This window comes from Pseudonocardia halophobica (assembly GCF_050948485.1).
Lineage (GTDB): Bacteria > Actinomycetota > Actinomycetes > Mycobacteriales > Pseudonocardiaceae > Pseudonocardia > Pseudonocardia halophobica.
Genome location: NZ_CP192046.1, coordinates 3,078,224 through 3,104,030, shown reverse-complemented (window position 1 = coordinate 3,104,030; position 25,807 = coordinate 3,078,224). Strand labels below are relative to the sequence as shown.

19 protein-coding genes are annotated in these 25,807 nt (G+C 74.5%); 13 read left to right on the top strand and 6 right to left on the bottom strand.

What is annotated here, in order from left to right; all coding sequences use genetic code 11:
* Positions 1-16: 16 nt before the first annotated feature.
* A complete protein-coding gene (locus tag ACQP04_RS14940) occupies positions 17-2,011 on the top strand; it encodes a TPM domain-containing protein (protein WP_433507634.1) in 1,995 nt (664 codons plus the stop codon).
* Positions 2,012-2,183: 172 nt separating this feature from the next.
* On the opposite strand, the gene ACQP04_RS14935 is transcribed toward ACQP04_RS14940, so the two are convergent.
* Positions 2,184-2,837: a GntR family transcriptional regulator gene (locus tag ACQP04_RS14935; RefSeq protein WP_037048022.1), complete on the bottom strand. Its 654-nt coding sequence runs from the start codon at positions 2,835-2,837 to the stop codon at positions 2,184-2,186.
* Positions 2,838-2,941: 104 nt separating this feature from the next.
* On the opposite strand from ACQP04_RS14935, the gene ACQP04_RS14930 reads away from it, so the two are divergent.
* The 6 genes from ACQP04_RS14930 to ACQP04_RS14905 all read left to right on the top strand — a co-directional run bounded on the left by ACQP04_RS14930 (position 2,942) and on the right by ACQP04_RS14905 (position 10,910).
* Positions 2,942-4,159: a sarcosine oxidase subunit beta family protein gene (locus ACQP04_RS14930; protein WP_433507633.1), complete on the top strand. Its 1,218-nt coding sequence runs from the start codon at positions 2,942-2,944 to the stop codon at positions 4,157-4,159.
* A gap of 35 nt (positions 4,160-4,194) precedes the next feature.
* Positions 4,195-4,476 carry a sarcosine oxidase subunit delta gene (locus ACQP04_RS14925; RefSeq protein WP_433502538.1) on the top strand — a complete coding sequence of 94 codons (282 nt, stop codon included), beginning with the start codon at positions 4,195-4,197 and terminating at the stop codon, positions 4,474-4,476.
* Positions 4,473-7,238: a 2Fe-2S iron-sulfur cluster-binding protein gene (locus ACQP04_RS14920; protein ID WP_433507632.1), complete on the top strand. Its 2,766-nt coding sequence runs from the start codon at positions 4,473-4,475 to the stop codon at positions 7,236-7,238. Before ACQP04_RS14925 ends, ACQP04_RS14920 begins: the two co-directional genes overlap by 4 nt.
* On the top strand, positions 7,228-7,782 hold the full coding sequence (locus ACQP04_RS14915; RefSeq protein ID WP_433507631.1) for a sarcosine oxidase subunit gamma: 555 nt from the start codon (positions 7,228-7,230) through the stop codon (positions 7,780-7,782). Before ACQP04_RS14920 ends, ACQP04_RS14915 begins: the two co-directional genes overlap by 11 nt.
* A 19-nt stretch (positions 7,783-7,801) precedes the next feature.
* Positions 7,802-9,169 (top strand): L-serine ammonia-lyase, encoded by a 1,368-nt coding sequence (locus ACQP04_RS14910; RefSeq protein ID WP_433508368.1) that lies wholly within the window; start codon positions 7,802-7,804, stop codon positions 9,167-9,169.
* 346 nt (positions 9,170-9,515) lie between these two features.
* Positions 9,516-10,910: an amidase gene (locus ACQP04_RS14905; protein ID WP_433507630.1), complete on the top strand. Its 1,395-nt coding sequence runs from the start codon at positions 9,516-9,518 to the stop codon at positions 10,908-10,910.
* Positions 10,911-10,974: 64 nt separating this feature from the next.
* Here the strand turns inward: ACQP04_RS14905 and ACQP04_RS14900 are convergent, their stop codons facing one another.
* Both ACQP04_RS14900 and ACQP04_RS14895 read right to left on the bottom strand, forming a co-directional pair.
* Complete coding sequence (locus ACQP04_RS14900) at positions 10,975-12,021, bottom strand: alcohol dehydrogenase catalytic domain-containing protein (RefSeq protein WP_433507629.1); 1,047 nt, start codon at positions 12,019-12,021, stop codon at positions 10,975-10,977.
* A 101-nt stretch (positions 12,022-12,122) separates the two neighbouring features.
* On the bottom strand, positions 12,123-13,340 hold the full coding sequence (locus ACQP04_RS14895) for a CoA transferase (protein WP_433507628.1): 1,218 nt from the start codon (positions 13,338-13,340) through the stop codon (positions 12,123-12,125).
* 112 nt (positions 13,341-13,452) lie between these two features.
* Here ACQP04_RS14895 and ACQP04_RS14890 point away from each other — a divergent pair, with 112 nt between their 5' ends.
* Complete coding sequence (locus ACQP04_RS14890; protein WP_433507627.1) at positions 13,453-13,944, top strand: nuclear transport factor 2 family protein; 492 nt, start codon at positions 13,453-13,455, stop codon at positions 13,942-13,944.
* Between the two features lie 160 nt (positions 13,945-14,104).
* A complete protein-coding gene (locus ACQP04_RS14885; RefSeq protein ID WP_433507626.1) occupies positions 14,105-15,820 on the top strand; it encodes a flavin-containing monooxygenase in 1,716 nt (571 codons plus the stop codon).
* Here ACQP04_RS14885 and ACQP04_RS14880 read toward each other — a convergent pair.
* Both ACQP04_RS14880 and ACQP04_RS14875 read right to left on the bottom strand, forming a co-directional pair.
* On the bottom strand, positions 15,817-16,755 hold the full coding sequence (locus tag ACQP04_RS14880) for an NADP-dependent oxidoreductase (RefSeq protein WP_433507625.1): 939 nt from the start codon (positions 16,753-16,755) through the stop codon (positions 15,817-15,819). The genes ACQP04_RS14885 and ACQP04_RS14880 overlap by 4 nt on opposite strands.
* 63 nt (positions 16,756-16,818) lie before the next feature.
* Positions 16,819-17,724, bottom strand: a complete 906-nt coding sequence (locus tag ACQP04_RS14875) for a TauD/TfdA dioxygenase family protein (protein WP_433507624.1) — start codon at positions 17,722-17,724, stop codon at positions 16,819-16,821.
* A 374-nt stretch (positions 17,725-18,098) separates the two neighbouring features.
* Between ACQP04_RS14875 and ACQP04_RS14870 the strand changes: the two genes are divergently transcribed.
* The 4 genes from ACQP04_RS14870 to ACQP04_RS14855 are packed head-to-tail and all read left to right on the top strand — an operon-like array spanning position 18,099 to position 24,812.
* A complete protein-coding gene (locus tag ACQP04_RS14870; RefSeq protein WP_433507623.1) occupies positions 18,099-18,935 on the top strand; it encodes an LLM class flavin-dependent oxidoreductase in 837 nt (278 codons plus the stop codon).
* On the top strand, positions 18,932-20,911 hold the full coding sequence (locus tag ACQP04_RS14865) for a M13 family metallopeptidase (protein WP_433507622.1): 1,980 nt from the start codon (positions 18,932-18,934) through the stop codon (positions 20,909-20,911). The genes ACQP04_RS14870 and ACQP04_RS14865 overlap by 4 nt, the downstream gene beginning before the upstream one ends.
* A 7-nt stretch (positions 20,912-20,918) precedes the next feature.
* A complete protein-coding gene (locus ACQP04_RS14860) occupies positions 20,919-22,541 on the top strand; it encodes a site-specific DNA-methyltransferase (RefSeq protein ID WP_433507621.1) in 1,623 nt (540 codons plus the stop codon).
* On the top strand, positions 22,542-24,812 hold the full coding sequence (locus ACQP04_RS14855) for a DEAD/DEAH box helicase family protein (protein ID WP_433507620.1): 2,271 nt from the start codon (positions 22,542-22,544) through the stop codon (positions 24,810-24,812).
* On the opposite strand, the gene ACQP04_RS14850 is transcribed toward ACQP04_RS14855, so the two are convergent.
* The gene (locus ACQP04_RS14850) at positions 24,784-25,758 is read right to left on the bottom strand and encodes an NADPH:quinone oxidoreductase family protein (protein WP_433507619.1); all 975 of its coding nucleotides are present in this window, start codon (positions 25,756-25,758) and stop codon (positions 24,784-24,786) included. The two genes, ACQP04_RS14855 and ACQP04_RS14850, sit on opposite strands and share 29 nt — an antisense overlap.
* Between the last annotated feature and the right edge of the window lie 49 nt (positions 25,759-25,807).

Genomic DNA, 25,807 nt, shown 5'->3' with positions numbered 1-25,807 from the left:
GGGGCGGGGGTCCAAGATGGCGGGCGTCGCCCTGCCGAAGGAGATCACCGTGCGCCGGTTCGCCGCGCTCGCCGTCCTGCTCGTCCTGCCGTTCCTGGTGCTGCCCGGCAGCGCCGCCGCCGACCCGCCCTTCCGGGTGCCCGGTCCCGTCACCGACCGGGCCGGAGCGCTCGACGCCACCGGCCGCGCCCGGGTCACCGAGGCGGTCGACCGGCTGCGCGCCGAGCGCGGCTACGACCTGTTCGTCGTCTACGTGCGGTCCTTCGACGGCCGGGACGGGCAGCAGTGGGCCGACGCCACCGCCGTGGCCTCCCAGCTCGGGCGCGACCAGGTGCTGCTCGCGGTCGCGACGGACGACCGGGTCTACGGGGTGTCCGTCGACGACGGCTTCCCCGAGTCCGACGCGTCGATCCTGCAGATCCCCCGGGACAGCGTCGAACCGGCACTCGCGCGGGACGACTGGGCCGGCGCCGCCATCGGGCTGGCGGACGGACTGGGCGAGACCGGCAGCGGCATCGGAATCCCGTTGCTGGTCGGCGGCGGGGTGGTGGTCGCGGGCGGAGCGGCGTGGCTGGTGAGCCGGCGGCGTGCGCGTCAGACCCCGACGCAGGCGCCGGTCCCGGCCGGGCCGCCCGACCCCGCGCCCGGCGAGTCCACCGCGGACCTCGCCTACCGCTCCAGCCAGGCGCTCCTGCAGGTCGACGACGCCGTCGGCACCTCGGAGCGCGAGCTCTCGGCCGCCCGCGCCCACTTCGGCGAGGAGGCGGTCGCCGGGTTCGCCACGGCGCTCGAGGCCTCGCGGGCGGACATGCTCGCCGCCTTCGAGATCCGCCAGCGGCTCGACGACGACGTCCCCGAGACCGAGCCGGAGCAGCGCGCGATGCACGCGGAGATCATCCGGCTCGCGACGCAGGCCGACGACCGGCTCGACGACCAGGTCGAGGCCTTCGACCGGCTCCGCGCCCTGGAGGCCGACGCCCCCGGCTACGTCGACGGGATCGCCGCCCGGCTCTTCGGGCTCACGGCCCGGGTGCCCGAGGCCGAGCAGCAGTGGGCCGAGCTGGGCCGGCGGTGGGCACCGACGGCGCTGGAGCCGCTGGCGGAGAACCTGTCGCAGGCCTACGCGCTGCTCGCCGACGCGCAGAAGGAGCTCGACGAGGCGCGGGCCCGGCTCGGTGCGTCGCGGCCGGCGCTCGCCGTGGTCGACGGGCGGGCGGCGGAGGACGCGGCGACGCAGGCCGAGACCCTGCTCGACGGGATCGCCCGCCGCGGCACCGAGCTCACCAACGCGGCGGCCCGGGTGCCGGCCGCGCGGGCGGAGGTGGAGCAGGACCTCGCCGAGGCCTCGGCGCTGCCGGGGGTCGACCCCGGCGTACCGGCCCGCGCGCGGGCGGCGGTGGCGGCCGCGGACACGGCGGCGCGCGGGACGGCCGGGCTCCCCGACCCGATTGCGGCGCTGCACCTGCTCGACGAGGCGGCCGCCGCCCTCGATGCGGCGATCGCGGACGCCCGGGAGTCCGCGGAACGGACCCGCCGGGCGACGGCCGCGCTGGAGCAGGCGCTGGTCACGGCCCGGTCGGCGGTGGCGGCGGCGTCGGACTTCGTGTCCACGCGGCGCGGCGCGGTGGGCGCCCCGGCGCGGACCCGGCTCGCCGAGGCGCAGCGGCATCTCGCGGCGGCGACCGCGGGCGGCGACCCGGCGGCGGCACTGCACGAGGCGCAGCAGGCGGAGGCGCGGGCGCAGGAGGCCCTGCAGCTGGCGCAGGCCGACGTCTCGCGCTGGTCCGGTCCCTCCGGGGGTGGCAGCGGCTTCGGCGGGGAGCTCGGCGCGCTCGTGCTCGGCGGGATCCTGTCCGAGGCGATGCGGGGCGGCGGCTACCGCGGCGGCGGGGGTGTCGGTGGGGGCGGGTTCGGGGGCGGGTTCGGTGGCGGTCGATCCGGTGGCCGCGTCCCCGGCAGCTTCGGCGGCTCCTCCAGCCGCGGCCGTCGGGGCGGCGGCGGACGCTTCTGACGACCGCGACCTCCGCCCCTTGACCGAGCGGCGCTCTCGCTCACTAGGAATGAACGAGAGCGCCGTTCGCTCCCCGAGGGCCGCGGCGGTTCCGCGCGCGACGCAGCAAGACCGTCGCCGGGCGAGCGGCCCGTTCGCTCACAAGGTATGAGCGAGAGCGCCGTTCACCGGGTCACAGGAGGGCGCGGATCGCCTTCTCGAACCCGACGACGTGGGCGAGGGCCAGTTCCGCGGCCTTCTCCTCCTCGCCCGCGACCACGGCGCGGAGGAGGTCGGCGTGCTCGTGGACGTGTCCGGGCAGGGCGGGGAGCCGGTCGAGGAAGAGCACCCAGATGCGGGTGGCGAGATTGTCGAGCCGCACGCAGACGTCCTCGAGGTGCGGGTTGCCCGTGGCGCGGTAGAGCGCCCGGTGGACCTCGACGTCGGCACGCAGCAGCTCACGCGGGTCGCCCGAGGGGTCGAGCGCGGCGATCCGGTCGCCGAGGCGGCCCAGCTCCGCACGGTCGACCGAGCCCGCGTTCCGCGCGGCGGAGCGGGCCGCGAGCGGCTCCAGGTTCAGCCGGACCTCGGACAGGTTCGCCAGGTCGGTGATGTCGACGGCCGTCGCGAAGGTGCCCCGCCGCGGATAGGCGACGACGAGCCGGTCCCCCTCCAGCCGTTTCAGCGCCTCACGCACGGGCGTCCGGCCGGTGCCGAGCTCGGCGGCCAGCCGGTCGTCGTTGAGCGGGTCTCCGGGCCGGATCTCGAGCATGACGAGGCGATCCCGGATCGCCTCGTACGCGCGATCCGCCAGCGACCCCACTTCTCCCGCGGCAGCGACGCTCACGTTCCCTCCCCTTGACCGACCTCGATGGTATGCCTACCGTACCTCACGATTGATATACCAGTCTGCACGATCTCTTCGCGCAGACCGTCGGACGGAGTCCCTGCATGGCCGAGCAGCTGCCGGAGCACCCCGATTTCCTGTGGCGGACGCCGGAGCCGCGGAAGTCCTACGACGTGGTGATCGTGGGTGGGGGTGGGCACGGGCTGGCCACTGCGCACTATCTGGCGCGCAATCACGGGATCACGAACGTGGCGGTGCTGGAGAAGGGCTGGTTGGCCGGCGGGAACATGGCCCGCAATACCACGCTGATCCGGTCGAACTATCTGTGGGACGAGTCCGCGGCGATCTATGAGCACTCGCTGAAGCTGTGGGAGGGCCTGGAGGAGGATCTGGGGTATCCGATCCTGTTCTCCCAGCGGGGGGTGCTCAACCTGGCCCATACCGAGCAGGACGTGCGGGACTCGGTGCGCCGGGTGGAGGCGAACAAGCTCAACGGGATCGACGCGGAGTGGCTGGGCCCGGACGAGGTCGCCAAGCTCTGCCCGATCGTCAACGTCTCCGGCGAGATCCGGTATCCGGTGCACGGGGCGACGTATCAGCCGCGGGCGGGGATCGCCAAGCACGACTACGTGGCGTGGGGGTTCGCCCGGCGCGCCGACGCGGCCGGGATCGACCTGATCCAGGACTGCGAGGTCACCGGCTTCAGCACCGACGGGGACACCGTGACCGGGGTGCGCACCACCCAGGGCGAGATCGCCTGCGGGCGGGTCGCGTTGTGCGCGGCCGGGCACACCAGCGTGTTGCTGGACCTGCTCGGGGTGCCCGCCCCGTTGCAGTCGCACCCGCTGCAGGCGTTGGTGTCGGAGCTGCTGGAGCCGGTGCACCCGACGATCGTGATGTCCAACGCGGTGCACGTCTACGTGTCCCAGGCGCACAAGGGCGAGCTGGTGATGGGGGCCGGGGTGGACGCCTACAACGGGTACGGCCAGCGCGGGGCGTTTCACATCATCGAACGCCAGATGGCCGCGGCGGTGGAGCTGTTCCCGGTGTTCGCCCGGGCGCACCTGCTGCGTTCCTGGGGCGGGATCGTCGATGTCACCCCGGACGCGTCCCCGATCGTCGGGCACACCCCCTACGGCAACGTGTTCGTCAACTGTGGCTGGGGCACCGGCGGGTTCAAGGCCACCCCCGGGATCGGCTGGTGTCTGGCCGACACGCTCGCGCACGGGCGCCCGCACCCGTTCGTGGCCCCGTTCGCCCTGGACCGGTTCACCACCGGCGCCCTGGTCGACGAGCACGGCGCCGCCGCCGTCGCCCACTAACCCCCACCGAGCCCAGCAGTTCACGGAGACCCCTGATGCAGTTGATCCACTGCCCCTGGTGCGGCCCCCGCGAGGAGGTCGAGTTCTGCTACGGCGGCCAGGCCCACCGCACCTACCCGCACGACCCGGCCGCGTTGTCCGACGAGCAGTGGGCGCGGTTCGTGTTCTTCCGGGACAACCCCAAGGGCCCCTTCGCCGAACGCTGGAGCCACAGCGCCGGGTGCCGGCGCTGGTTCAACGCCGTGCGCGACACCCGCAGCTACCGCTTCCTCGCCACCTACAAGATCGGCGACCCCCGCCCGGAGGTGACCCCATGAGGATCGACGGCTACGGGCGCGTCATCGACCGCACCCGCACCCTGACCTTCACCTTCGACGGCCAGGAGTACACCGGGCATCCCGGCGACACCCTGGCGTCGGCGCTGCTGGCGAACGGCGTCCACCGGGTCGCCACCAGCGTGAAGCTCGGCCGGCCGCGGGGCATCACCGCCGCGTGGAGCGAGGACCCGACCGGGCTCGTCCAGGTCGAGGAGCCCTTCCCCGAGCCGATGCTGCTGGCCACCACGATCGAGCTGGTCGACGGGCTGGTCGCCCGGGGCCTCGGCGGCCGCGGCCGGCTGGCGGAGGTCCCCGACACCGCCCGCTACGACCGCCGGTACACGCACTGCGAGACGCTGGTGATCGGCGCGGGCCCCGCCGGCCTGCTCGCCGCCCGGACGGCCGCGCGCCGGGGCGACCGCGTGGTCCTCGTCGACGACCGGCCCGCCGCCGGTGGGTCGCTGCTCGGCACCGAGCGGATCTGCGGGCGCAGCGCCTACGAGTTCGTCGCCGACACGGTGGCCGAGCTGCGGGCGAACCCGGACGTCCGGATCCTGCCGCGCACGACGGCGTTCGGCCAGTACGACGACGGCTTCGTCCTCGCCCTGGAGCGCCGCACCGACCACCTGGCCGAGCCTCCGCGCAACGTCTCGCGCCAGCGGGTCTGGCGTATCCGGGCCGCCGAGGTCGTCGTCGCGACCGGGGCGCACGAGCGGCCGATCGTGATCGAGGACAACGACCGCCCCGGGGTCATGATGGCCGCCTCGGCCCGCGACCTCCTCCACCGGTACGGCGTGCTGGTCGGCCGGGAGATCGTCGTCTTCACGACCGACGACGCCGCGTACGGCGCCGCCGCCGACCTCGAGGCCGCCGGCGCGCGCGTGACGGTCGTCGACCCTCGCCCCGTGAGCAGGAGCGACCATCCGCACTCACGAGTGGTGGGGACGCGGGCCGACGCCTCCGGGCAGGTGTGCGCCGCAGTGCTCGACACGGACGAGGAACTCCCCTGCGACACCCTCCTGCTCTCCGGCGGCTGGAACCCCACCGCCCACCTGTTCTCGCACGTCCGCGGCGCGCTGCGGTACGACGCCGAGCTGGGCGCGTTCCGGCCGGGCGAGCCCCTCGACGGCGTCACCGTCGTCGGCGCGGCGAACGGGACGTTCGACCTCGCCGGCTGCCTGGCCGAGGGCAAGGGTGAGACCCCGGCGGCGCCGACGGTCGGCTCCGCAGGCTGCGCCTCCCCGCGGCCGCGCACCGGGATGGTCCTGTGGCGTACCGAGGGCGACGGGGCGAGGCAGTTCGTCGACCTGCAGCGCGACTCGACGGTCGCCGACATCGCGCGGGCCGTCGGCGCAGGCATCCGCTCGGTCGAGCACGTCAAGCGCTACACGACGATCGGCACCGCGCACGACCAGGGCAAGACCTCCGGCGTGATCGCCTCCGGGATCACCGCCGAGCTGCTGGGCGTGCCGGTGGAGTCCCTGGGCACCACCACCTTCCGCCCGCCGTACACCCCGGTCGCCTTCGCCGCGCTGGCGGGGCGCGACCGCGGCCGGCTGTTCGACCCCGAGCGCACGACGGCGCTGCACGGCTGGCACGTGGAGGCCGGCGCGGTGTTCGAGGACGTCGGCCAGTGGAAGCGGCCGCGGTACTACCCGCAGCCGGGCGAGGACATGGAGGCCGCAGTGCTGCGCGAGTGCGCGGCGGCCCGCACCGGCGTCGGCATCCTCGACGGCTCCACCCTCGGCAAGATCGATGTCCAGGGGCCCGACGCCGGCATCTTCCTGGACCGGATCTACACGAACATGATGTCGAGCCTGAAGCCCGGCCGGGTCCGGTACGGCGTGATGTGCGGGCTCGACGGCATGGTGATCGACGACGGCACGGTGCTCCGCATCGCCGACGACCGGTTCCTGGTCATGACCACCACGGGCGGTGCGGCGCCGATCCTCGACCACCTCGAGGAGTGGCTGCAGACCGAGTGGCCCGAGCTGCGGGTCTCGTTGACGTCGGTGACCGAGCAGTGGGCGACCTTCCCGGTCGTCGGGCCGCGGTCCCGGGACGTCGTCGGCGCCCTGGCCCCGCACGTCGACGTCTCGAACGAGGCCTTCCCGTTCATGAGCTGGCTCGACACCGAGGTGGACGGCGTGCCGGTCCGGTTGGCGCGCATCAGCTTCTCGGGCGAGCTGGCCTGGGAGGTGAGCGTCGACGGCTGGCACGCGGCGGCCGTCTGGCGGCGCCTCCTGGACCTCAGCGCACCGTACGGGATCACCCCCTACGGCACCGAGACCATGCACGTCCTGCGCGCCGAGAAGGGCTACCCGATCATCGGGCAGGACACGGACGGCACCGTCACGCCGCAGGACCTCGGCATGGACTGGGTCGTGTCGAAGAAGAAGCCGGACTTCGTGGGCAGGCGGTCCTTCGCCCGCCCGGCCAACGCCGACCCGCTGCGCAAGCAGCTCGTGGGCCTGCTGCCGGTCGATCCCGACCTGAAGCTGCCGGAGGGCTCGCAGATCGTCGAGCTGACCGACGCGCTGCCGCCGCCCCCGGTGCCCATGCTCGGCCACGTCACGTCGAGCTACCGCAGTGCCGCGCTCGGCCGGACCTTCGCGCTCGCCCTGGTCAAGGGTGGGCACGCGCGGATCGGCGAGCGCCTGACCGTGCCGGTCGACGGGGCGCTGGTGCCCGTCGAGGTGACCGGTTCCGTGCTGTTCGACCCCGAGGGGTCCCGTCGGGATGGTGAGCCGAGTGTCCACTGAGACCCCCCTGCGCCCGGTGGGGGCGCTCGACGGCTGGGCCGGCCGGTTCGCCGAGCTGCCGGACTCGGTGGCGCTGCTGGCCGAGCCGTTCCACGCGATGGTCGACGTCCGCACCGCGGACCCCGCCGCGCTGGAGGAGCTGGTCGGCGTCCCGCTGCCCGGGCCGAACGCGTGGAGCGGCGGCGAGCGCGTCACCGCGATCTGGCTCGGGCCGGACGAGTGGCTGCTGACCAGCCCCTTCCTCGCGCCGGCCGAGCTGGAGGCGGCGGTCCGGGCCGCCGGGGCGACCGGGGTCGACGTCTCCGCGCAGCGCACCACGGTCCGGCTCCGCGGCGCCCACGCCCGGGACGTCCTGGAGACGGGCTGCGCGCTCGACCTGCACCCGCGCTCCTTCGGCACCGGGTCGGCGGCCGTCACGCTGCTGGGCCAGGCCGGAGTCGTGCTGCTCGGCCTCGGCCCGTCCGACTACCGCCTCGTCGTGCGGTCCTCCTTCGCGACCTATGTCGCGGAGTGGCTGCTCGACGCCGCGAGCGAATTCCGATGAGGGGGCGGTGACGAGAGCCGTGACGGTCTCCGCGTTCGACCTGTTCAGCGTCGGCATCGGCCCCTCGAGCTCGCACACCGTCGGCCCGATGCGGGCGGCGCTGCGGTTCGTGGGGCGGCTCGACCGCGAGGGCCTGCTCCCCCGCGTCGCGCACGTGGAGGCGGAGCTGTTCGGCTCGCTCGGCGCCACCGGGAAGGGCCACGGCAGCATCGGGGCGGTGGTGCGCGGGCTGGCCGGGGAGGCGCCCGAGACCGTCGACCCGCGCAGCCCCACCGTCGACGACGTCTGGGACACCGGGCGGCTGCGGCTGCTCGGCCGGCACGAGATCGGCTTCCGGGCCGAGGACGTGGTGCTGCACCGGCGGCGGACGCTGCCCTTCCACCCCAACGGGATGCGGTTCACCGCGCACGGCGGGACCGGCACGGCGCTGCTCACCGCGGAGTACTTCTCCGTCGGCGGGGGCTTCGTGCTCGACGAGGCGCAGCAGGCGCTCCTGCCGCCCGAGCCCGAGGTCCCGTACCCCTTCGCGGCCGGCGCCGAGCTGCTCGCCCGCTGCCGCGAGACCGGGCTGCCGGTCAGCGGGATCGTGCTGGCCAACGAGTGCGCGCGGATGCGACGCCTGCGCCCGGACGTCGACCCCGAGGCCGAGGTCCGGCGCGGGCTCCTCGCGCTCTGGGCGGTCATGCAGGAGTGCGTGGAGCGGGGCTCGACGACCGGGGGCGTCCTCCCGGGCGGGCTGAAGGTCCGGCGCCGCGCGGCAGCCATGCGTGAGGCGCTGGAGGCCGAGCCCACCGTGGAGTCCGGCGAGTGGGTCACCCTCTTCGCCCTCGCGGTGAACGAGGAGAACGCGGCCGGCGGGCGGATCGTCACCGCCCCGACCAACGGCGCGGCCGGGATCGTGCCCGCCGTCCTGCACTACTACCGCCGGTTCTGCAAGGCCTCCTCCGACGACGGCGTGGTCCGGTTCCTGCTCACGGCCGCCGCCGTCGGCTCGCTGTTCAAGGAGAACGCCTCCATCTCCGGTGCCGAGGTCGGCTGTCAGGGCGAGGTCGGCTCGGCCTGCTCGATGGCCGCCGCGGGCCTGGCCGAGGTCATGGGCGGCACCCCGGAGCAGGTGGAGAACGCCGCGGAGATCGGCATCGAGCACAACCTCGGCCTGACCTGCGACCCGATCGGCGGGCTCGTCCAGATCCCGTGCATCGAGCGCAACGCCGTGGCGTCGATGAAGGCGATCACCGCGGCCCGGATGGCCGTGCGCGGCGACGGGCAGCACCACGTCAGCCTGGACAAGGCGATCCGGACCATGCGGATCACCGGCGCGGACATGAAGACCAAGTACAAGGAGACGAGCCGGGGCGGCCTGGCCCTCACCGTCGTCGAGTGCTGAGCCGTGGGTGGCGACGGTCGCCAGGGCGACCGTCGGCACTCACGGCCAGCGGTTGCGGTGCGCCGGTCCACGACGGACCGTGCTGCCATGCGTGATCCGGAGCCGCGCCCGCGAGAGCAGCGTGGCGAGTGCTCGGATGCCGTTCCTGGCGGCAGCTGGCCCAGGTCGTCACGCTCGTCGCCGGCGGGCTCGCGCTCGGGACGACCTACGTGTTCCCCCACGCCCTCGTCCGCTCTCCGTGATCTCCTACGAGGGGCTCGCGCAGCTCCTGCCGCTCGTGGTGATCGCGCTCGTCCGGCGCGGATGAGCCCGTCGCCGCCCGCTCCGGCATCGAGGAGGACCACCGTTGACCCGCAGCACCACCCGGCTCGCCGACCTGACCGCCCGCGAGCTGCTCGCGGGCTACCGCGCCGGCACCCTCTCCCCCGTCGACGTCGTCGACGACGTCCTGGCCCGGATCGAGGCCGACGAACCCCGGCTGCACGCCACCTACGCACTGGATCCCGACGGGGCGCGGGCCGCCGCCGCGGAGTCGGCCGGGCGTTGGCGGGCCGGGGAGCCGCGCCCGCTCGACGGCGTGCCGATCACGGTGAAGGACAACATCTCGACGCGCGGGGTGCCCACCCCGGTCGGCACGGCCGCGACCGAGCTGGTGCCGGCCGAGCAGGACGCCCCGGCGGCCGCCCGGGTCCGCGAGGCCGGGGCGGTGATCCTCGGCAAGACGACCATGCCGGACCTGGGCATGCTCGGGTCGTCGCAGTCGAGCTTCCACCCGGTGACCCGCAACCCGTGGGACCTGACCCGGACGCCCGGCGGGTCGAGCTCCGGTGCCGCCGCGGCCGCCGCGGCCGGCTACGGGCCGCTCCACCTGGGCACGGACATCGGCGGCTCGGTGCGCCAGCCCGCCGGGTGGAACGGCATCGCCGGGCTGAAGCCGACCTTCGGCCGGGTACCGGTGGTGCCGCCGTACGCGGGCCGGGTGGTCGGGCCGATGTGCCGCTCGGTCGCCGACGTCGCCCTGCTCATGTCGGTCGTCGCCGCGCCGGACGAGCGGGACCACACCGCGCTGCCCGGCGCCGACATCGCCTGGCCGGACGCACCGGGCCCGGTGCGGGGGCTGCGGATCGGGCTGCTCCCGGACGTCGGCGTCGGGCTCGCGACCGAGCGCGCGGTGCGCGAGGCCGTCGAGGGGGCGGCGCGGGCGCTCGAGGCCGCCGGCGCGGTCGTCGAACCGGTGGCGCCCTTCCTGACCCGCGACATGCTCGACGGCATGGACCGCTTCTGGCGGGCCCGCGCCTGGTCGGACCTCGGCGCCCTGCCCGAGGAGCGCCGCGCGAAGGTCCTGCCGGCGATCCTCGAGTGGGCCGCGCCCGGCGCGGACCTGAGCGGGGCCGAGGTCTTCCACGGCTACAGCCAGATGGACGCGATGGCCGTCGCCGCTCACCGCGCCCTCGCCGACCTGGACTTCCTGCTGCTCCCGACCGCGCCGATCCCGCCCTTCCCGGTCGAGTACGCGTCGGCCTTCGACGACCCGGCCCGGCCCTTCGAGCACATCGCGACGAGCCTGCCGTTCAACATGTCCGGCCAGCCCGCGATCTCGGTGAACTGCGGCTACACCGCGGGCGGGCTGCCGATCGGGTTGCAGATCGTGGGCCGGCGGTTCGACGACGCGGGCGTCCTGGCCCTCGCGATGGCCTACGAGGAGCTCCGCCCGCCGCAGCGCCCCTGGCCCGCCCGGTGAGCGAACGGCGCCCTCGCTCACAAGGTATGAGCGAGAGCGCCGTTCACCGGGTGGGGGTACGGGGTCAGGCGCGCTTGATCACCACCTTGAGCGCCTCGTTGGCGGCGGCGTCGGCGAACACCTCGTAGGCACGGTCGATCTCGTCCAGGCCGAAGGTGTGCGTGCCCATCTTCTCGGCGGGGATCTTGCCGCTCGCGACCATCTTCAGCAGCGTCGGGATGGAGACGGTGTCGACCAGGCCCATGGTGAGCGTGACGTTGTGGATCCACAGCTGCTCGAGGGGCAGCTCGACCGGCACGCCGTGCACGCCGATGTTGGCGATGTGCCCGCCGGGGCGCACCAGCGCGGCCGCGGTCCGCAGCGTCTCCGGGTAGCCGACCGCCTCGATCGAGACGTCGACGCCCAGGCCGTCCGTCAGCGCCTTGACCGCGTCGACGACGTCCGGGCCGGCCTCGACGGTGTCCGTCGCCCCGAACTCGACGGCCTTGCCCAGCCGGAACTTGTTGGTGTCCACGGCGATGACCCGCGACGCGCCCCAGAGACCGGTGGTCAGGATGGCGGCGAGCCCCACCGCGCCGGCGCCCACCACCGCGACCGTGTCCCCGGGCCGGACCTGACCGGCCAGCACGCCGACCTCGTACCCGGTGGGCAGCGAGTCGGCGAGGAAGATCGCCTGCTCGTCCGTGACGTCGTTCGGCACGGCGTAGATCGACGTGTCGGCGTAGGGCACGCGGACCGACTCGGCCTGCGTGCCGTCGACCAGGTGCCCGAAGATCCACCCGATGCCGCCGACGGTCTGGCAGTGCGACGGCATGCCGCGCTGGCAGTACTCGCACCGGCCGCAGCGGGTGATCGCCGGGACCAGCACCCGGTCGCCCTCCCGGAAACCCGTCACGGCCGAGCCCACCTCGGTGACCGTGCCGACGGCCTCGTGGCCGAGGATGCGGCCGTCGGTCACCGCCGGGACGTCGCCCTTGAGGATGTGCAGGTCCGTTCCGCAGATCGTGGTGGTGTCCACTCTGACCACGACGTCCGTCGGTTCCTGGACCGCCGCGTCGGGGACCTCCTCCCACGCCTTGGACCCCGGTCCGTGGTAGACGAGCGCCTTCATCCGTGCCCTCCCTCGGTCGATACCGCTGCAGGAGGACGTTAGTGGCGCCGGTCACATGCAGGTGTCTCAGTCTGCGACCGGCCCGGCTCGGCCGCCCGTCGTCAGCCGACCACTCCCCGGTCGTGCAGGCCGCCGATCTCCGCCGCGCCCAGGCCCAGGACCTCGGCCAGCACCTCGTCGGTGTCGCGGCCCAGCTCCGGGGCCTCCCCCGCCGGGCCGTGCTCCCCGCCCCACCGCAGCGGCGACCGCGCCGTGATCGACGCCGTGCCGTCCGGCAGGGTCAGGTCGGCCAGCACCGGGTGCCGCCCCTGCCGGTGCGCGCCCACCACCTCGGTCATCCCGCGGTAGCGGCCCCACAGCACCCGGGCGGCGTCGAGCTCGTCGGACACGGTCTTGAGGTCGCGCGCGGCGAACCAGGGCCGCAGCACCGCGGCGATGGTCTCGCGCAGCCGGTAGCGCTCCGACTCCTTGGTCAGGTCGGCGTCGAGGGCCTGCTCCAGCGCCGCGAACACCTCCTCGGTGCCGGTCACCTTCCGCAGCGCCGCCCACTGCCCCTCGGTCAGCGCCACCACCATCACCCGCGCCCCGTCCGAGCAGGCGAAGTCGACGCCGAAGGAGCCGTACACGTGGTTGCCGTGCCGCGGCCGCTCCCAGCCCCGTTCCGCGGCCTCCGACAGCCAGCCGAGGTTCGCCACGCCGGCCAGCGCGACGTCCGCCAGCGCCAGCTCCACGTACGTGCCGCGGCCGGTGCGCGAGCGGTCGTACAGCGCCGCGAGCACGCCCGTCGACACGCTCAGCCCGGTCACCAGGTCCCACGCCGGAAGGACGTGGTTGACCGGCGCGCCACCCTCCTCCGAGCCGGTGATCTGCGGGATCCCGACCTCGGCGTTGACCGTGTAGTCCACCGCCGGACGGCCGTCGGGGTAGCCCTGCACCCGCAGGTGGATCAGGTCCGGGCGGCGCGCGACCAGCACGTCGTTGGCCATCCAGCGGCGCCCGACGACGTTGTCCACCAGCACCCCGCGGTCCGTGCCCGGCGCGGTGATCAGCGCGGTCACCAGCTCGCGGCCCTCGTCGGAGCGCATGTCCACGGTGACCGAGCGCTTGCCCTTGTTCAGCGAGGCCCAGTAGTACGACTCCGCGTCGGCCGGGCCGGTCCCGTTGCCCACGACCGGCCAGCGCCGGTGGTCGGTGTTGCCGCCGATCGGGTCGATCCGGATCACGCTCGCGCCCAGCTGCCCAAGCGTCATGCCACCCGTCGGGCCGGCCACGAAGCTCGCACACTCCACGACCTGCAGGCCCTCCAGCGGACGGTTCATTCCGTTCCTCCCCGACTCGCGCTCGCCCGAGATCCTGCCTCCCGTGGACTCCGGGCGCAGGACCCCCCTAGGGTACGAACGATCGTTCGTACCCTCATCGTGGAGGTCAGCCGTGCCGGTCCCCGACGCCCTCGAAGCCCGCCTGCGCCGCCTGGAGGACGCGCACGAGATCGCCCAGCTGCGCGCCCGGTACTGCCAGTACCTCGACGACGGCCGCTGGCCCGAGCTGGCCGCCCTCTTCACCCCCGACGGCGTGTTCACCGGCCTCGCCACCGCGCGCGGCACCGCCGAGCTCGAGTCCTTCTTCGGCGCCCTGCAGGACGGCCCGCTGACGGCGTGGTGGCACTACAGCGCCAACGAGACCGTGGAGATCGACGGCGACACGGCCACCGGCGAGACCTGGCTGTGGCAGCCGTGCGTGGTCGACGGCGAGGCGCAGATCGCCGCCGGCCGCTACCGGGACCGGATCACCCGCGGCGCCGACGGGTCCTGGCGGTTCGCGGAGCGGGTGGTCACGTTCTTCTACTGGACCCCGCTCGCCGGGGGCTGGGACCGGGGGAAGGTCGGCTTCCCGCCCGCGGAGGCGGCTCTCGACCGGGGGTGAGTCCCCCGGCGGCCTGCGTCCGGATGCCCGCACGACCGCCGGATCGGCGGTCCCGGGGTCTTGCGGCCGACCTTACGATCGTTAGTCCGGTCATGTGACGCCGTCGTCACCTCGGCGGCGCCGTGTCGGGTCAACGGAGACCAACCGGACGAGGAGAACCATGTCCCACGCGCACACGGACCAGGTCCCGGAGGAGTTCGACGCCGTCGTCGTCGGCGCCGGGTTCTCGGGGCTCTACATGCTGCACCGGCTCCGCGACACCCTCGGCCTCTCCGCCCGGGTGTTCGAGGCCGGCGACGACGTCGGCGGAACCTGGTACTGGAACCGGTACCCGGGCGCCCGGTGCGACTCGGAGAGCTACTTCTACAGCTTCTCCGACAGGCTCTCGGAGGACCTGCTGCAGGAGTGGACCTGGAGCGAGCGTTTCGCGGCCCAGCCGGAGATCCTGAGCTACCTGCGCCACGTCGCCGACCGGTACGACCTGCGGAAGGACATCCGGTTCGGCACCCGGGTCGTCGCCGCGGAGTACGACGACGCGACCGGCCGGTGGACGGTCCGCACCGACGACGGCGCGCAGGTGACGGCCACCTTCCTGATCACCGCGGTCGGCTGCCTGTCGACGACGAACCTGCCCGAGTTCCCGGGCCGGGACAGCTTCCGCGGCGAGTCGTACCACACCGGCGTGTGGCCCCACGAGGGCGTCGACTTCACCGGCAAGCGGGTCGCGGTGATCGGCACCGGGGCCACCGCGGTGCAGGCCGTCCCGGAGATCGCCGAGCAGGCGGCACACGTGTACGTGCTGCAGCGCACCGCGAACTACGACATCGCGGGCGGCAACCGGCCGATGGACGCCGAGGACGGCCGGAAGATCAAGGCGGAGTACCGCGACATCTGGAAGGCGACGCGCGAGACGGCGTTCGGCTTCCCCTACGACGTCGCGCAGCGCACCGCGCTGTCGGTCTCGGACGAGGAGCGGCAGCGGATCTTCGCGGAGGCCTGGGAACGCGGCGGGTTCCGGCTCGGCACGACCTTCAACGACCTGCTGCTCGACGAGCAGGCGAACGAGACCGCCGCGGAGTTCCTGCGGGCCCGGATCCGCGAGCGCGTGCAGGACCCGGAGGTCGCGGAACTGCTCTCGCCCCGCGACCACCCGTTCTTCACCAAGCGACCGCCGCTGGAGAACGGGTACTACGAGACGTTCAACCGCGAGAACGTCACGCTGGTGAACGTCCGGAAGGCGCCGATCCAGGAGATCACGCCCGCCGGTGTGCGGACCGCCGAGGCCGAGTACGAGGTCGACGTCATCGTGTACGCCACGGGGTTCGACGCGATGACCGGGACGCTGTTCAAGCTCGGCATCCGCGGTCGGGACGGGCTCGGGCTCGAGGAGAAGTGGGCCGACGGACCGCACACCTACCTCGGGCTCGCCACCCACGGGTTCCCGAACCTGTTCATGATCACCGGCCCGCAGAGCCCGTCGGTGCTCAGCAACATGCCGGTGTCCATCGAGCAGCACGTGGACTGGATCACCGACTGCCTCCGCCGGCTGGAGGAGCAGGGGTACGACACCATCGAGGCCCTGCCCGCGGCGGAGGACGACTGGGTCTCCCACCACGACGAGGTCACCGCGACGACGTTGCTGCCGCGGGCGAACTCCTGGTGGGTGGGCGCGAACATCCCGGGCAAGCCGCGCCGGCTGTACCCGTACGCGGGTGGGGTGGGGGTGTACCGGCTGCTGTGCGACGAGGTCGCCGCGCGTGACTACGACGGGTTCGCCCGCGGCAAGAGCGGAGCGGCCACGAACGGCAGGTTCAGCGGGGTCGCGCGGGCCCGGTACATCGAGCTGGCCGAGGAGGCGGCAGCCGCCGCGTCCTAGAACTCCAGCACGAGCCGCCCCCGGGTCCCGCCCTCCGCCAGGCGGGCGTGGGCCTCGGGGGCGCGCTCGGCCGGGTAGGTCGCCGCGACCCGCAGCGTGACGGCGCCGGACTCGGCGAGCACGCGCAGCGCGTCGAGCCGCTCGCGGTCCTCGGCGATGTCCCGCACCCAGACCGGGTGCCAGGTGATGCCCCGCTCCTCCGGCCCGCGGTACCCGCGGACGGTGGCGATCCGGCCGCCGTCCCGGACCGCGGGCAGCAGCAGGTCGCCCTGCACCGAGCCGTCGGCCAGCGCGTCGACGCCCCGGGGGACCGCCTCGCGGATCCGCTCGGCCACGGCGTCGCCGCGCGGGACGACGACGTCGGCGCCGAGCTTGCGGACCAGCTCGACGTCGGCGTCGGAGGCGTCGGCGACCACCCGCAGCCCGGCCGCCTTCGCCAGCTGCACCACGTACCCGCCGTAGGCCCCGGCCGCGCCGGTGACGGCGAGGGTGGCCCCGGGCTCGGGGTCGAGCAGGTCCAGGGTCCGGCGCGCGGTCATCCCGTTCATCGGCAGCGTGGCCGCGTGGGCGTGGTCGGCCCCGGCGGGCGCGCGCACGACCGAGCCGACCGGCACCACGACGTACTCCGCGTAGGCGCCGTGCGCGCCGTCCGGCACCACGACCGCCATGACGGCGTCGCCGAGGGCGAGCCCGCCCTCCGCACCCTCACCGATCTCGTCGACGACGCCGGCGGCGTCCATCCCGGGCACGTACGGCGGCGGGTCCTTGCGCTGCCGCTCGGCCCGCGACCCGTCCCGGACGTAGGTGTCGGTGGGGTTGACCGCCGCCGCGTGCACCCGGATCCGGATCTGCCCCGGCCCGGCGTGCGGCTCCGGCAGCTCGACGACCTCGAGGGCCTCAGGCCCGCCGTACTGGTTCACCCCGATCGCGCGCATGCCCCGAGACTCCCATCCGCGCGTCGCGGCGGCGCGCCCGGGACCCCGAACGGGGGCCGCGTCTCAGCCGGCGTTCCGCAACACCTCGACGCCGACGGGCGCGTCGCCGCGCAGGGTCACGCGGTGCATCACGCGCCGGGCGTCGCCGTAGTCGCGGTTGGCGTAGTGGGCGGTGGCCCGGTTGTCCCACATGGCGACGTCGCCCTCGGCCCAGCGGTGCCGCACGATGTGCTCGGGCTTGGTGAGGTGCGCGAAGAACAGGTCGAGCAGGTACCGGCTCTCGGCGTCGGACACGCCGTCGATCCGCACGGTGAAGCCGGGGTTCACGAACAGCGACCTCCGCCCGGTCTCCGGGTGCACCCGCACGACGGGGTGGACCACCGGGTCGAGGCCGGTGACCGTCTCGCCGTCCCACTCGCTGCCCCGGCCCTGCCGGCGCTGGGCGAGGTAGTAGCCGAAGTCCTTGGTGCCGTCGTGCACGGCGTCGAGCTGCTCGGCGAGCCGCTGGACGGGCGGGGCCAGCGACTCGAACGCCAGTTCCAGGTCCGCCCAGTTCGTGTCGCCGCCCGCCGGCGGCAGCGTGACCGCACGCAGGATCGAACCCAGGGGCGGGCGCTTCATGAAGGTGACGTCGGTGTGCCAGACGTCGGCGTACCCGTCGTCGGCCGAGTCGAGCGCGTAGATCTCGGTGTGGTCGTCGTCGATGCCCGGCACCACGGGGTGCGACGCCGTGAGCTCGCCGATCCGGTTGCCGAGCCGGACCTGGCCGGTCGGGTCGAGGTCGTGCTGGCCGCGGAAGAACAGCACCTTGCGGGCGGTGAGCTCGGCCCGGATCGCGGCGACCTGCTCGTCGGAGGCGGAGGCGAGGTCGACGTCGTGGACGATCGCGCCGAAGCGCGGGCCGAGCGGCTCGAGGTTCAGGACCGCGGCGGCCGGGGTGGGCAGGGCGGACAGGGACGCAGGGGACATGACGAGGCTCCGGGAACGTCAGCGCGGCGCGCACGCCGCGACCGGGGATCGGGAGGGCGACGAGGTCGTCGACGGGCTGGGGCGTCCGGCGCCGGAACGGCACGGACGTGCGGTGAGGGCGGCCCGAGGCCGCGGCACTCAACCGAACCAGCAGCGCGTCGCCGACCCCGTCCAGAAGAGGTCGACGTCCACCGGACACAGGTCCACGTTCGTCCGACACAGGTCGACGTAGAGCCGAGCCACGAGTCGGAGTTCCGGGGTCACGATCGGATACTCGCGTCACACGGCCTCGTCGCGCAAGGCGATCGCGCGGGTGTCCGCCGTCACCCGCGAGGTTCGGCTACACAGTGTCAAGCCGTCGGTACTGTCCGTGCATGGAGCTGGGCTACCTCACACACGTCGGGGGCCTGGGCTCCCCGCGCGACGCCTACCGCGACACGGTCGAGCTGGCCGTCGCGGCCGAGGCCGCCGGGTTCACCTCCTTCTGGGTCGCCCAGCACCACGCGAGCGAGGCCCAGGGCTACCTGCCCTCCCCCTTCGTCCTGCTCGCCGCGGTCGCGCAGGCCACGAGCCGGATCCGGCTGGGGACGGGGGTGATCGCGGCGGCGCTGGAGGACCCGCGGCGGGTGGCCGAGGACGCCGCGGTGCTCGACGTGCTGTCCGGCGAGCGCCTGGAGCTGGGCGTCGGCGCGGGCTCGGACCCGGTGGCGTCGGCCCTGTTCGGCCGGGACCACGAGCGGCGGCACACCGACTGCGCCGCGGCCGTCGACGAGCTGCGGGAGATCCTCGGCGGCGTCGCGCTCGTGCCCGAGGCGCCCGGCCTGCTCGACCGGATGTGGTGGGCCACGGGCTCGCGCCGCGGGGTCGACGCGGCCGCCGCCCGCGGGATCGGCGTGATCAGCGGCCGGCCGCAGGGCGCGGCCCCGGACCTCGAGCGCTACTGGGCGCGGGCGGTCGCCGAGCCGCGGGTCGCGGTGTCCCGGCTGATCCGGGCGGGTGAGCCGGCCGCCGAGGTCGCCGCCCGGCTGCGGGCCGACGCCGCGCTGCCGTGGGCGAGCGCACTGCTGCTGCAGACCCAGCCGACCCGCACGGACCTGGCCGGCCACCTGCGCACACTCGCCGTCGCCGCCGAAGCCGTGTCCGCCGCTGGCTCCGCCGTGCACGAACCCGTGGCGGCCGGGCCGCGGCGGACGGCAGGATGGACGGCGTGACGACCTCCCCCGAGACAGCGAACGGGACCCGCCGCAGCGGTCTGGACCTGCGGTGGGTCGACCCCGGCACCCGCCCTCAGGACGACCTGTTCGGCCACGTCAACGGCGCCTGGCTGACCAGCCACGTGATCCCGGACGACCGCGCGCAGGACGGCGCGTTCCGCGACCTGCGGGACCGGGCCGAGGAGGACGTGCGGGCGATCGTCGAGGGCGCGGGCGACCTCGAAGGACCCGAGGCCCGGCAGATCGCCGACCTCTACGCCTCCTTCATGGACACGGACGGGATCGAGGCCCGGGGCGTCGAGCCGCTGCGCCCGCTGCTGGCGGAGATCGCGCAGGCCGCGGACAAGGCCGAGCTCGCCGCGGTGCTGGGCCGCCGGCAGCGGCACGGGCGCGCGTCCCTGTTCGGCGTCTACGTCGCGACGGACGCGAAGGACTCGGACCGCTACCTGGTGCACCTCTCGCAGTCCGGCCTCGGGCTGCCCGACGAGTCCTACTACCGCGAGGACGCCTACGCGGAGATCCGCGCCACGTACGTGACCCACCTGGAGCGGCTCGCCGGCCTGGTCGGGCTCGAGGACCCGGCGGGGCTCGCGGCGACGGTCATGGAGCTGGAGACCGCGCTCGCCGCCGTGTCCTGGGACCGGGTGACCAACCGGGACGCGGAGAAGACCTACACCCTGATGACCTGGCCCGCGGTGCAGGCCAATGCCCCGGAGTTCCCCTGGGAGTCCTGGCACGCGGCGCTGCGGGCGCCGGACGGGGCGTTCGACGAGGTCGTCGTCCGGCAGCCGTCGTTCGTGCTCGCCGCGGCGAAGCTCTGGGCGGAGCTCCCGCTCGAGCAGTGGCAGGCGTGGCTGTCGATCCGCACCGCGTCGGCGTCCGCGGACTACCTGACCGGGGCCGTCGTCGACGAGGACTTCGACTTCTACGGCCGAACCCTCTCCGGCACCCCGGCCCTGCGCGAGCGCTGGAAGCGCGGCGTGTCGGTGGTCGAGAGCGCGATCGGCGAGGCCGTCGGCAAGCTCTACGTGGAGCGGCACTTCCCGGCCTCGTCCAAGGAGCGGATGGTCGAGCTGGTCGCGAACCTCGTCGAGGCGTACCGGCAGAGCATCTCGGCGCTGGACTGGATGAGCCCGGCCACCCGCGAGCGGGCGCTGGAGAAGCTCGGGAAGTTCACGCCGAAGATCGGCTACCCGGACAAGTGGAAGGACTACTCGGCGCTCGAGGTGAAGGCGGACGACCTGCTCGGCAACGTCCTGCGCGCCGCCGAGTGGGACTTCGACTACGACCTGAACCGCATCGGCGGCCCGGTCGACCGGGACGAGTGGCTGATGACCCCGCAGACGGTCAACGCCTACTACCACCCGCGGATGAACGAGATCGTCTTCCCGGCCGCGATCCTGCAGCCGCCCTTCTTCGACCCCGAGGCGGACGACGCCGCCAACTACGGCGGCATCGGCGCGGTGATCGGGCACGAGATCGGCCACGGCTTCGACGACCAGGGCTCGCGCTACGACGGCGACGGCAACATGACCGACTGGTGGGAGGCCGCCGACCGGGCGGAGTTCGACCGGCGCAGCAAGGCCCTGATCGACCAGTACGACGGGCTCTCCCCCGCCGGGCTGCCGGAGCACAGGGTCAACGGCGCGCTCACCGTCGGCGAGAACATCGGCGACCTCGGCGGCCTCACGATCGCGATCAAGGCGTACCGGATCGCCACCGAGGGCACGGAGCCGCCGGTGATCGACGGGTTCACCGGGCTGCAGCGGGTGCTGATCGGCTGGGCGCAGGTGTGGCGGGCCGTGACCCGGGACGCGGAGGCGATCCGGCGGCTCACGATCGACCCGCACTCGCCGCCGGACCTGCGCTGCAACGCCGTCGTCACCAACCTCGACGCCTTCCACGAGGCGTTCGGGGTCCAGGAGTCCGACGCGCTGTTCACCGCCCCCGAGGCGCGCGTGCGCATCTGGTGAGCCGCGCGTGACCGTGACCGACGGGCCGGGTGAGCGCTTCGGCCTCACCTGGCCCGGCCGGGCGGAGTGCCTGCGGGTGATCGGCGAGCCGCCCACCGGTGCGCTCGAGCCGCTGCCGGCGGAGTCCGTCGACTGGGACACCACCGGCAACGTGATCGTCGAGGGGGACAACCTCGAGGTCCTCAAGCTGCTGTCCCGCGCCTACCACGGCGCGGTCAAGCTGATCACGATCGACCCGCCGTACAACACCGGCCGGGAGTTCCTGTACCCGGACGACTTCGCCGACCCCATGGCCGCCTACCTGCGCTTCTCCGGCCAGGTCGACGACCTCGGGCGGCGGGCGAACGCGGCCGTCGAGACCGCGGGGCGCCGGCACTCGCGCTGGCTGTCGATGATGTACCCGCGGCTGGTGCTGGCCCGTGAGCTGCTGCGGCCGGACGGCGCGATCTTCGTGACGATCGACGACACGGAGGTCGCGCACCTGCGGCTGATCATGGACGAGATCTGGGGCGAGGAGAACTTCGTCGCCACGGTGGCCTGGCAGAAGGTGTTCGCCAAGAAGAACCGGGCGTTGATCTCCGGCAGCCACGACCACGTGCTCGTCTACGCCCGCGACGTCGAGGCGTGGGACCGGCGGCTCCTCCCCCGCGGCGCGGCGCAGGAGAAGGCCTTCGGCAACCCCGACGCCGACCCGCGCGGGCCGTGGCAGAGCGTCTCCTTCTCGGTCCGGTCGGAGGGCGTGGAACGGGCCGGGACCTACCGGTACCCGGTCACGCTCCCGTCGGGCCGCGAGGTGTGGCCGCCCGCGGGCCGGCACTGGAACGGCGACCGGGTCCGCTACGGGGAGCTGCGCGCCGACGGGCGGATCTGGTTCGGCCGGGACGGCGACCACCCGCCGCGGGTCAAGGGCTTCCGCAGCGAGGTGCAGGCCGGGATCGTCCCGGACACCTGGTGGCGACACGACGAGACCGGGCACAACCAGGAGGCCAAGCGCGAGGTGGTCGCGCTGTTCGGTGCGGACGAGCCGTTCACCACGCCCAAGCCGACCCGGCTGGTCCGCCGGATGCTGCAGATCGGCACCGGCCCGGGCGATCTCGTGCTCGACTTCTTCGCCGGCTCGGGGACCCTCGGGCACGCCGTGTTCGCCGAGAACCTGGCCAGCGGCGAGGAGCGGCGGTTCCTGCTGGTCCAGCTGCCGGAGCCGACACCGGGCACCGCGTACTCGTCGATCGCCGACGTCACGCGGGAGCGGGTGCGGCGGGCCGGGGCGGCGCTGCGGCCGGACGCGAAGCCCGACGCGGACCTCGGCTTCCGGGCCTACCGGCTCGTCGCCGGGGCCGGCACCGACCTCACCGGCCTGATGCTGGGCGCCGGGCACCCGCTCACCGCGCCCGTCGAGGAGGTCGACCTCGCCGGCGTCGCGGGGTGGTCCGTCGCCGACGGCGCCCTGCTCGCCTGCTTCGCCCCGCTCACCGAGGCGGTGGTCGAGGCGATGCTGGCGCGCGAGCCCGCGGTGCTGGCCGTGACCGAGGAGGGCTTCGGCGGCGACGACGCCCTGCGCCTGCACACCCTGCACGCCGTCCGCGAACGCAACCGGCGGGGCGTCGACCTCGCGCTCCAGGTGGTGTGAGTGCTGCGCTTCGACGCGACGCTCCCCCACCAGGCCGCGGCCGTCGCCGCCGTCGTCGACCTCTTCGCCGGGCTGCCCCGCGCGCCGCACCCGGCCTTCACCGAGACCGGCGTGGCCAACCCGCCCGGGCCCGGCTTCGCCGCCCGGCTCCCGGCCAACCTCCGCGCCGTCCAGGAGCGCCACGGCCTGCCTCCGACCGGCGGCCGCACCCGCGACTTCGCCGTCGAGATGGAGACCGGGACCGGCAAGACCTACGTCTACCTGCGGACGGCGTTCGAGCTGCACCGCGCCCACGGCTTCCGGAAGTTCGTGGTCGTGGTGCCCAGCGTGGCCGTGCGGGAGGGCGTGCTGGCGAGCATCGAGGCCCTGCGCGAGCACCTCACCGCGCTGTACGCCGAGCCCTTCGACGCGGTGGCCTACGACGCCCGCCGGCTCGGCCGGGTCCGCCGCTTCGCCACCTCGGGCAGCGTCCAGTTCCTGGTGATGACGTTGCAGGCCTTCCGCCGTGACGTCGCGGGCCGGGGCGGGAATGTCGTCCACCGCGCGCAGGACCAGATGGCCGGGCGGCGGCCGATCGAGGTCGTCGCGTCGACCCGGCCGGTCGTGATCCTCGACGAGCCGCAGAACATGGAGTCCGACGGCGCGGCCGCGGCCATCGCCAAGCTGAACCCCTTCTGCACGCTGCGCTACTCGGCCACGCACCGGAACCCGCACCAGCTGGTGTACCGGCTGGACCCGGTCGAGGCGCGGGAGCAGGGCCTGGTCAAGGGCATCGAGGTGGCCTCGGTCGTGCCGGACGGGCGGGCGTCGGAACCCCTGGTCCGGCTGCTCGCGGTCGACGCCGGCCGCTCCCGCGCCCGGCTGACGATCCACCACGAGCAGCGCGAACGCACGCTCTGGGTGCGACTCGGCGACGATCTCGCCCCGCTGTCCGCCGGGCGCCGGGAGTACGCCCGCGGGTTCGTCGTCGCCGACATCGGGTTCCGGGAGCCGGCGGTGCGCTTCTCCGGCGGCCTGGTCGTGACGCCGTCGACCCCGGCCGGGACCTACGACGCCGGCGTGCGCCGGGCGCAGGTGATCGAGACGGTCCGCCGGCACCTCGACCGGGAGCGCGCGCTCGCGCCGCGCGGGGTGAAGGTGCTGTCGCTGTTCTTCGTCGACCGGGTCGCGAGCTACCGGGCGCCGGACGGCGGGCTCGGCGAGGCCGGGCGCTGGTTCGAGGAGGCCTACACGCGGCTCGGACCCGGCTACCCCGAGCTGGACCTGCCGCCCGTCGGGGCGGCGCACGGCGGCTACTTCGCCGGCGACCCGCGGACCGGGTACGTCGACGGCGGGGAGACGGACGCCTCGGCGTTCGACCTGATCATGCGGGACCGCGAGCGGCTGCTCTCGGCCGCCGAACCGATGCGGTTCCTGTTCAGCCACTCCGCCCTGCGCGAGGGCTGGGACAACCCGAACGTCTTCCAGATCTGCACGCTCAACGAGACCCGCTCCCCCGACCGGAAGCGCCAGGAGATCGGCCGCGGGCTGCGGCTGCCCGTCGACGCCGCGGGCCGGCGCGTGCGGGACCCGCGGGTGGCGCGGCTGACCGTGGTCGCCAACGAGGCCTACGACGAGTTCGCCCGCACCCTGCAGGAGGAGTACCGCGCGGACACCGGGCGCGAGATCGTCGTGCGGCGGGCCGGCGACCCCGACGCGGTGGTGCGCGGGGCCGCCTTCGCAGCGCTGTGGGCGCGGGTCGGGCTGGGCCTCCGGGCCCGGCTGCCGCTGTCCACCGAGGACCTGGTCCGTCACGCCGTCCGGGCACTCCGGGCGGCGGGGCCGATCACCTCGCCCCTCGTCCGGGTGCGGACGACGGACCACGCCACCGGCGAGTCCATGGCGGGGCCGGCCTACGCGCTCGAGCCGGGTGCGGGCCTCACCGAGGCGGAGGTGGTCGCCGAGGTGCAGGCCCGGACCGGGCTGACCCGCGCGACCGTGTGCCGGGTGCTCGGCGACGCCGGCCTGCTCGGCTGCGTCGGCGTCAACCCGACCGCCGTGCTCGACCGCACTGCGTCCGCGCTGCTCAGCGGCCTGCGGGCGCAGCTCCCGCCGGTGCTGGAGATCGTCGGCGGGGAGCTCCGGTCCGCCGACGGGGCGCGGGGCGAGCCGGTCGTGCTGCCGCGCGCCTTCACCGTCGACACCCCGTTCGGCCCGGTCGCGCCGCGGGCCGCACACGTCGACGGCGAGGCGGTCTACCTGCTCACGGGACCAGGACGTACTTCCCGGTGACCCGGCGCTCGGCGTAGAGCCGCAGCACCGCCCCGGCCTCGTCCAGCGGCGCGGTCGTGGGACGCGGCGGATGCAGCTCGTCGCGCCCGATCCGGCCCAGGACGTCGGCCAGCAGCGCGGCGTTGCCCTCCGGCCCGCCGACCTCGCGGGCCCAGTCGCCCCAGTCCACGCCGATCACCGAGCGGTTGCGCAGCAGCACGATGTTCGCGGGCAGGCGGGGGATCTCGCCGGAGGCGAAGCCGAGCACGCAGAACCGGCCGCCCGCGCGCAGCGCCCGCAACGACGACTCGGCCGCCGGCCCACCGACGGGGTCGATCACGACGTCCGCGCCGCCGTCCGTCGCGGTGCGGATCGCGTCCTTGAGGTCGGTGTAGTCGATCGTCACCTCGGCGCCCGCGGCCTTCGCCGCCGCCCGCTTCTCCTCGGACGACGCGACGGCCACCACCCGTGCGCCCAGGCTGCGGGCCACGTCGACGGCGGCCAGCCCGATCCCGCCGCCCGCGCCGAGCACCACGACCTGCTCGCCGGGCTCGATCGTGACCCGCCGCGTGACGGCGAAGACGAGCGTCGCGTAGCTCTCCATCGCGGAGGCGGCGACGGTGGCGTCGACGCCCGCAGGAAGCGGGACCGCGAGCGGGGCGGGGACGGTGACGTGCGAGGCGAAGCCGCCGAACCCGGTCGCCGAGGCGGCCACGGCCGTCCCCACCGGGCAGGTCTCCGCGCCCTCGCCGAGCGCGACGACCCGCCCCGCGACCGCCATCCCGGGCGTGAACGGCAGCGGCGGCTTCACCTGGTAGCCGCCGCGGACGATCAGGCCGTCCACGAAGCTGACGCCGGCCGCGCCGACCTCGATCAGGACCTCACCCGGCCCGGGGGCCGGGGTGGGCTCCTCGACCACCGTGAGCAGTTCCGGATCGCCGAACTCGGTGCAGACCACGCGCAGCATCGGTCCACCCTGGCCGATCGTCCCGCCGGTGTCCCCCGGCCGTGAGCAC